Source organism: Algoriphagus pacificus, from assembly GCF_017254845.1.
Lineage (GTDB): Bacteria > Bacteroidota > Bacteroidia > Cytophagales > Cyclobacteriaceae > Algoriphagus > Algoriphagus pacificus.
Map to the genome: position 1 here is coordinate 115,228 of NZ_JAFKCU010000009.1, position 8,541 is coordinate 123,768.

General features: G+C 39.4%; 6 protein-coding genes and 1 rRNA gene. 3 read left to right on the forward strand and 4 right to left on the reverse strand.

Translation table 11 applies throughout. The features are described from left to right. Positions 1-24: 24 nt before the first annotated feature. The 3 genes from J0A69_RS22215 to rplU form a co-directional block, all read right to left on the reverse strand. Positions 25-3,078: a VPS10 domain-containing protein gene (locus tag J0A69_RS22215; RefSeq protein WP_206588832.1), complete on the reverse strand. Its 3,054-nt coding sequence runs from the start codon at positions 3,076-3,078 to the stop codon at positions 25-27. A gap of 150 nt (positions 3,079-3,228) precedes the next feature. Next, complete coding sequence (gene rpmA, locus J0A69_RS22220) at positions 3,229-3,489, reverse strand: 50S ribosomal protein L27 (RefSeq protein ID WP_074222821.1); 261 nt, start codon at positions 3,487-3,489, stop codon at positions 3,229-3,231. Between the two features lie 33 nt (positions 3,490-3,522). Beyond that, positions 3,523-3,834 (reverse strand): 50S ribosomal protein L21, encoded by a 312-nt coding sequence (gene rplU, locus J0A69_RS22225; RefSeq protein ID WP_184492377.1) that lies wholly within the window; start codon positions 3,832-3,834, stop codon positions 3,523-3,525. 589 nt (positions 3,835-4,423) lie between these two features. On the opposite strand from rplU, the gene J0A69_RS22230 reads away from it, so the two are divergent. From J0A69_RS22230 to J0A69_RS22240, 3 genes are all read left to right on the forward strand, one after another. Continuing rightward, complete coding sequence (locus tag J0A69_RS22230) at positions 4,424-5,404, forward strand: ribonucleoside-diphosphate reductase small subunit (RefSeq protein WP_206588833.1); 981 nt, start codon at positions 4,424-4,426, stop codon at positions 5,402-5,404. Positions 5,405-5,439: 35 nt separating this feature from the next. Further along, positions 5,440-7,839: a ribonucleoside-diphosphate reductase subunit alpha gene (locus J0A69_RS22235; protein WP_206588834.1), complete on the forward strand. Its 2,400-nt coding sequence runs from the start codon at positions 5,440-5,442 to the stop codon at positions 7,837-7,839. A gap of 83 nt (positions 7,840-7,922) precedes the next feature. Continuing rightward, positions 7,923-8,366, forward strand: coding sequence for a DUF1569 domain-containing protein (locus tag J0A69_RS22240; protein ID WP_206588835.1), 444 nt, complete (start codon positions 7,923-7,925; stop codon positions 8,364-8,366). A gap of 69 nt (positions 8,367-8,435) precedes the next feature. Here J0A69_RS22240 and rrf read toward each other — a convergent pair. Further along, a 5S ribosomal RNA gene (gene rrf / locus J0A69_RS22245) occupies positions 8,436-8,541 on the reverse strand; the annotation flags it as partial.

Consider the following 8,541-nt stretch of genomic DNA (forward strand, 5'->3'; position numbering starts at 1 on the left):
CCCGATTACTCGGGAGCTTTTTTGTTACTTTTTCTTATCCAGTTTCGTTCGCATTTCTTCAATATTGAAAATCTGGGAAATCTGGGTTTGTTCCAGCTTTTTAAATCTTGCCAGCTGAACATCTATTTTCTCGGTAAGCTCATCTTTCACTTCATAAGATTGGTCCGTTGGAGCCCAATCTCCGTTTCCAACAACTGAATTTAAGTGAGCCAGTTTGTTGTTCAATCTGATCGGGAAATTCAAAGGATCTTGTCTACTTTGATTCTGCGTCTGATAAAGCGTCTTTTCAATTTCATCCATTTCAGCTTTGATCATTTCCAGATTAGCAGGCTTGGTTTCCAAACTATCCATCTCAGATCTGTATTGACGGATCAGCTTGATGACCTGATGCGTTTCTGTCAACTTATCTCTTACTGCCAAAAGGAATTCGTATTGTGCTTCCAGTTCTTCTTGAGAAGATTCATATCTAGGATCTGCCAACACTTTAAAGGTTTGCTCCTGGGCCTTTCCATCCAAAGTCATTTTTACTTTGTAAGTACCTGGAACAACTTTCGGTCCTCTTAAATTTCCAGCCCACATAATCAAGCCTTCAAAATCCTCTGCATCTTCCACTCTTAGATTCCAATTGAATTCATTGCTGCCTTCTTTTACTTTCAAAGTGTCTCCATTGATTCCTTTAGTGGAGAAAGCTTTGAGCGGCTGATTTTTAGCATCGAAGAATTCGATTTTCAACTCATCTTTTGGCTTTTCCTTAAGAAAATAATAAACCAAAACGCCACCCGGTCTATTGGATCCTGCCGTCAAACTTTTTCTTCTCATTCCGTCAATTCTGTAAGAATCCTGCGGCTTGAATAAAGTCAAGGCTTTATCCTCCAATCCTGGTTCTGCCTGATGCAACACTGTCAAATCGTCAATGATCCAGAAGGATCTTCCTTGAGTAGCTGCAATCAGGTTGTTCTCTTTGATAGTCAAATCGGTAATCGGAACAATCGGCAAGTTCAATTGCAATGAATGCCAAGAGTCACCGTCATCTTTAGAATAATACATTCCAGTTTCTGTGCCTGCATATAACATTCCTCTTTTGATAGGATCAGCCCTTACCACTCTGGTGAAATGCTCTGGATCAATTCCTGAAGTAATTTTTTTCCAGGTTTTGCCGTAATCTTTTGTGGTGTATAGATATGGCTCAAAATTGCCACTCTTGTAACCTGTCGCTGCAAAATAAGCTTCGGCTGGATCAAATGGACTCGCTTCGATGCTATTGATCTGAAGCCACTCTGGCATATCTGATGGAGTTACATTTTGCCAAGTCACTCCATTATCCTGCGTCACGTGAACCAAACCATCATCAGAACCAGCCCAAAGTACTCCAGCTTTTACCGGTGATTCAGCAGCTGTGAAGATGGTAGCATAATATTCAACAGACGTATTGTCTTTGGTAATTGGACCACCGGAAGGACCTAATTTACTTTTATCGTTTCTAGTTAGGTCTGGTGAGATCACTTCCCAGCTCTGCCCTTCATTTGTGGATCTGTGAAATTGGTTACTTGTAGTATAAAGTAGCTTAGGATTATGAGGAGAAAAGAAGATAGGGAAATTCCACTGGAATCTGTATTTCATATCTTCTGCTCCATGTCCCATTGGATTGTTTGGGTAAACGTTGACGGTTCTTGACGTTCCATTGTCATGATTCTCCCGAGTCAACAAACCACCATAAGATCCTCCATAAACAATATCTGGATTAATCGGATCTGGAGCAATCCATCCACTTTCACCACCTGCGGTAGGCTCCCAATCATTTTCGGAGATAGCTCCGCCGTCATTTCTATGACGGATTCTGACTGTAGAGTTATCCTGCTGAGCACCATAAATCCTGTAAGGGAAGCTATTGTCTGTAGTTACTCTGTAGAACTGAGAAGTTGGTTGATTCATCAAAGAGGACCAATTACTGCCTCCATCTATAGTGATTTGTGCACCACCATCGTCAGCAATTATCATACGTTGATTATTTGCTGGATCAATCCATAAATCATGGTGATCTCCGTGAGGGGCATTGGCACTTTTAAAAGTTTTACCTCCATCTGAGGACTTGTGATAGCTAACATTCAAAACGTAAACTGTTTCTTCATCCTGAGGATCAGCAAATATCCGAGTGTAATACCAAGCACGTTGTCTAAGGTTTCGATCGTCATTGGTTTTCTCCCAAGTTTCACCGGCATCTTTTGAGACAAAGACTCCTCCGTTTTCATTTTCAATTATGGCATAAACTCGATCGGAATTTACAGGAGAAACTGAAACACCCATTATACCAAGGATACCTTCCGGGAATCCTTCCTTTTTAGTTAGGTCTTCCCAAGTTTTACCTCCATCCGTGGTTTTATAAATTTTAGACCCAGGACCACCGCTTTCCAAACTATAGGGGGTTCTTACAATATCCCAAGTACTTGCATAGAGAACATCCGGATTATTTGGATCCATGACCAGATCAACAGCGCCGGCCACATCACTTGCATAAAGTAATTTTTCCCAAGTGGCTCCTCCATCTGTTGTTTTATATACCCCTCTGGTTTCATCAGGTTTGAAAATATCTCCTAATACAGCAGCATAAACAACATCCGGATTAGTAGGGTGAATTCTCATTCGAGAAATAAACCTGCTTTTATCTAAGCCAGCTCGCTCCCAGGTTTTACCGGCATCTTTACTTTTCCATACACCATAACCGAAAGAAACATTTCCTCTGACAGTTTTCTCTCCACCTCCAGCATATACTACACTTGTGTCACTTTGAGATACTGCTACAGCTCCAACGGAGCCTCCAAAGAATCCATCAGAAACAGGTTTCCAGGTATTGCCTGAATCCACCGTTTTCCAAACACCACCTCCGGTAGAGGCGAAATAATAAGAGTGATCACTTCCTGCAACACCTGTGACTCCATCCGAGCGGCCACCTCTATGCGGGCCAACTAAACGCCATTGCAGGGCATCGTAAATTTTGGGATCTGGGACATTCTGGCCAAAAGAAATCCCAGCGGTCATCATGAGAATGCAAAGAATCCCATATCGTATCAGTTTGCTCATAAATTTTAATTTGGTGGTTTTTCAAGTTAATAAATTAGGAAAAGTCTTTGGATGTTAGACTGAAAAAATGATGGTCGGATTCATTTTAAAAATAAAAGCAAAAAAAAAGCTCCTTTTTGCAAAGGAGCTTCAAATTTTCTTGAATCAAGATTAAGCTTCAGCAGGCAATACGCTTACGTATGATTTGCCATCAAACTTTTTCTTGAAAGTAACAACGCCATCTGAAAGTGCGAATAGTGTGTGATCTTTACCAACACCTACATTCTCACCTGCGTGATGCTTTGTACCTCTTTGTCTAATGATGATGTTACCAGCAATTACTTGCTCACCACCAAATTTCTTCACACCCAATCTTTTGGAATGAGACTCTCTTCCGTTTTTGGAACTACCGACGCCTTTTTTGTGTGCCATGGTTTTATTCTTTTATGTTTTCAGAGAGAAAACTTATAGTACAATATTTTCAATCAAAACTTTAGTGAAGTCTTGTCTGTGACCGTTCTTCTTCTTGTAGCCTTTACGACGTTTCTTTTTGAAGACGATGACTTTATCACCTTTCACATGATCTAGGATTTTCCCAGATACCTTGGCTCCAGCTAATAGAGGAGCTCCTACAGACACAGAGCCGTCAGCTTCCGCTAACAAGACTTGGTCAAATTCCACGGAAGCGCCAGCTTCACCTTCTAGCTTAGGAGCGAAGACGAACTGATCTTTTGTTACTTTGAACTGCTTTCCAGCGATGTTTACAATTGCGTACATGAGTATTTTGAATTCTTAGTCGAAATCGGAGTGCAAATATAAGCAAGTCAATTGGAAGAAAAAAGATCTTTTCAAAAATATCTAGAGCTTGCTACATTTGCAGTGAGACCTAGCAAGCGCTTTAAAATAATACGATCTTTTTGAAAGCAAAACGACTAAGAAACAATTAGAGAAAATTGATAAACTTTTTTCAAAATTTCATCCTGACTCTTTGATTATCAATTGATTGAATAATTGATTTCTATCCTATCAATTATTGACCTTTGGTCAAAATCAAGCTTGAATTTTGGTAAAAATATTTTTTTTAAACTTTCTAAAAAAAATTTTATAGGCCAAAAATGGCTCTGATAACTCATTCTTTACTTTATATCAAAAATATTAACTCATTGTATTATAATGCATTAAATTACTTTTGACTTTTGTTCAAAAACTACCTTTAAGTAGTCCTTTAGGGATTTTATTTGTCCGAATTGGTTCACATATTTGTTCAAAGGCTGTTCTGAAAAGGCAGCCTTTCTCTTCCCCAAACCACGAGTCATCAAATCAGGAAGCGAATAAATTTTAATACGATATAATTATAGAGAGAAAGATGCAGCAAGAACCAATTTTATCAGAGAACAAAAACCGATTTGTATTATTCCCAATCCAGCATACAGATATCTGGCAGTTCTATAAAAAAGCAGAGGCTAGTTTTTGGACAGCTGAAGAAATAGATCTGGGACAAGATATGGTGGATTGGAAAAGTTTGAATGATGGAGAAAGACATTTCATTTCACACGTGTTGGCATTTTTTGCCGCGAGTGATGGGATTGTAAATGAAAACCTTGCCGAGCACTTTGTAGCGGAAGTTCAGTATACCGAAGCAAAATTCTTCTATGGCTTTCAGATTGCCATGGAGAATATCCACTCAGAAACTTACAGCCTCCTAATTGATACCTATATAAAGGATGCAGTAGAGCGGGATAAATTATTAAATGCAATTGAGCACATTGATTGCGTGAAGAAGAAAGCGGACTGGGCATTAAGATGGATTGATAATGGTTCTTTTCAAGAAAGATTGATTGCATTTGCAGCTGTTGAGGGAATCTTCTTCTCTGGTTCTTTCTGCTCAATTTTCTGGTTGAAGAAAAGAGGTTTGATGCCAGGTTTGACTTTCTCAAATGAATTGATTTCAAGAGATGAAGGATTGCATTGTGATTTTGCTTGTCACCTTTATACACAGCATATCCAAAATCCACTTCCAAAAGAAACAGTTAGAGAAATTATTATAGATGCAGTAACCATCGAAAAAGAATTTGTTACCGATGCACTTCCAGTGAGATTGATCGGAATGAATGCAGATTTGATGTGTCAATATATAGAATTTGTAGCGGATAGATTATTGATGGAACTGGGCTGCGAAAAAGTTTGGAACAGCACCAATCCTTTTGATTTCATGGACATGATTTCACTTCAAGGTAAAACCAACTTCTTTGAAAAGAGAGTGGGTGACTACCAAAAAGCGGGAGTTATGAAATCAACAGAAGCTTCAGATTCATCACCAAGATTCTCCATAGGCGAGGACTTTTAATTAATCAATAACCCCCAACCCTAAATCTCCAAAGTATGTTAGTAATTAAAAGAGACGGAAGAAGAGAGTCAGTTCGATTTGACAAAATCACTACTCGTATTGAAAATCTATGCTATGAGTTGGATCCCAATTTCATTCAGCCGATTGAAGTTGCCAAAAAGGTAATTGACGGTTTGTATGACGGTGTGACCACTACGGAGCTAGACAACTTGGCAGCAGAAGTTTGCGCTTCGCTTACAGTAAAGCATCCAGAATATGCAATCCTGGCTGCAAGGATTGCTATCTCCAATCTACATAAAACCACCAGTCAGTCTTTTTCAAACACCATGAAAAGATTGTATACCTACATCAATCCAAAGACTGGCGAAAATGCTTCTTTGATTGATCCGGAGGTTTATGGGGTTATTAAGAAAAACGCAGCAAAATTAGATGCTACGATCGATTACAAACGAGACTTTGGATACGATTACTTCGGTTATAAAACTTTGGAGAGAAGTTACCTGATCCGTCTTGATGGTAAAGTAGTCGAAAGACCTCAACACATGCTAATGAGAGTGGCAGTTGGTATTCACAAAGATGATATCGATGCTGCAATCGAAACATACAATTTACTTTCGGAGAAGTGGTTTACTCATGCCACTCCTACTCTTTTCAACGCGGGTACTCCAAAACCACAGCTTTCTTCTTGCTTCCTTTTGACCATGAAAGACGACAGCATTGACGGAATCTATGACACGTTGAAACAATGTGCCAAGATTTCCCAATCAGCTGGAGGAATCGGCCTTTCTATTCACCATGTGAGAGCGAAAGGATCCTATATCAAAGGAACCAATGGCGTATCCAATGGAATCGTGCCAATGCTTAGAAATTTCGACATGACAGCTCGTTATGTTGACCAAGGAGGAGGAAAGAGAAAAGGAAGTTTTGCGATTTACCTTGAACCTTGGCATGCAGATGTAAAGGATTTCTTGGAACTGAAGAGAAACCACGGTAAAGAAGAGATGAGAGCAAGAGATCTATTCTATGCTCTTTGGATTCCGGATTTGTTCATGAAGAGAGTAGAACAAAATGAAAGTTGGTCATTGTTCTGCCCGAATGAAGCACCTGGGCTTTCTGAATGCCACGGTGAAGAATTCGAAAGACTGTACGAAAAGTATGAGAAAGAAGGTAGAGCCAGAGAAACCATCAAAGCGCAAGAACTTTGGTTTGAAATTCTCGAATCTCAAATTGAGACAGGAACTCCTTACATGCTATACAAAGATGCTGCAAATGGAAAGTCAAACCAGAAGAATCTAGGTACGATTAAGTCCTCTAACCTTTGTACTGAAATCATTGAGTATACCTCTCCAGATGAAGTAGCCGTTTGTAATTTAGCTTCTTTGGCATTGCCAAAATTCGTGACTGCAGGACCAGATGGTAAGCTATTCTTTGACCATCAGAAGTTATATGAAATCACTAAGGTGGCCACTCGAAACTTGAATAAAGTGATCGATGTAAACTACTACCCAGTAGAAGAGGCTAGAAGATCAAACTTTAGACATAGACCTATTGGATTGGGTGTTCAAGGTTTAGCTGATGCCTTCATCATGCTAAGAATGCCTTTTGAATCAGCTGAGGCAAAAGGTCTGAATGAAGATATCTTTGAAACGATCTATTACGCTGCTGTAGAGACTTCCATGGAGCTAGCTAAGGTCCAAGGTACCTATGAAACATACGAGGGTTCTCCTGCATCCAAAGGAATACTTCAGTTCGACATGTGGGGAGTAACTCCAAAGTCAGAGCGATGGAATTGGAATGCTTTGAAAGAGCAAGTGAAAAAATATGGTATGAGAAACTCCCTATTGGTTGCTCCAATGCCAACTGCCTCAACTTCTCAAATCTTAGGTAACAATGAATGTTTCGAACCTTACACATCAAATATTTACACAAGAAGAACCTTGTCAGGAGAATTCATTGTGGTAAATAAGCATTTGATGAAAGATTTGATCCAATTGGGGCTTTGGAATGACACCATGAGAAATAGATTGATTTCTACCAATGGTTCTGTTCAAAGTCTACCTGGAGTACCTCAAAACATCAAAGACATTTATAAAACTGTATGGGAAATTTCCCAGAAAGTAATTATTGACATGGCTGCTGATAGAGGAGCTTATATCTGCCAGTCACAAAGTATGAATGTCTTCTTACAGGATCCTAATTTCGGTAAGTTAACCTCTATGCATTTTTATGCATGGAAAAAAGGATTAAAGACAGGTATGTATTACTTGAGATCTCAAGCGGCTGCCAGTGCAATTAAGTTCACTTTGGATAAAAGTAACTTTGAGCCAAAAGTAGATAAGGCCATGCAAGAAGAAATGGATGCTAAATCTCAAAAACAAGACGCTATAGCTTGCTCCTTGGATGATCCGGAAGGATGTGAAATGTGTGGAAGCTAAATCATATTAGAGTTCGTTAAATGGTAAAAGGCGTTTGATTGTTTCAAACGCTTTTTTTTGGTCCAATCAAAAAACACAATAAGATGAATAATACAGAATTGAAACAAAAACTAGCTATGCTTAACGAAGATACTGAAGCCTCCTTTGGTATCATGACCCCACAACATATGGTGGAGCATCTAACGGTTACAGTGAAGCTTTCCAGTGGAAGAATTTCCTATCCAGCATTTACCCCCAGTGAAAAACAATTAGGATATAAAGAGGCCTTACTAAACACAGATTTAGAATTTCCTAAGGGAATAAAAGCTCCGGGTCTTGGTGATCAACTAATGCCGCTCAAATATGAAAACCTGGAACATGCAAAAGAGGGTTTAATAAAAAGTCTAGAAGAGTATGATAGTTTTTTTAAAGAAAATCCAACAGCCCAGACTACGCACCCTAGATTTGGCTTCTTGACTTTTGAAGAATGGGAGTTATTTCATCCAAAACACTTCAAACACCATTTTAGTCAATTTAATATCTGGTAAAAATCCAGGCAATCTGGAAACCCTTCTAAAACCAAAAAGCCCTTTGGAGTTTCCAAAGGGCTTAGAATAATGTGGCGGCGACCTACTCTCCCGGGTGTAACCCCAGTACCATCGGCGCTGCAGGGCTTAACTTCTCTGTTCGGGATGGGAAGAGGTGGGACCCCTGCGCTAGGCC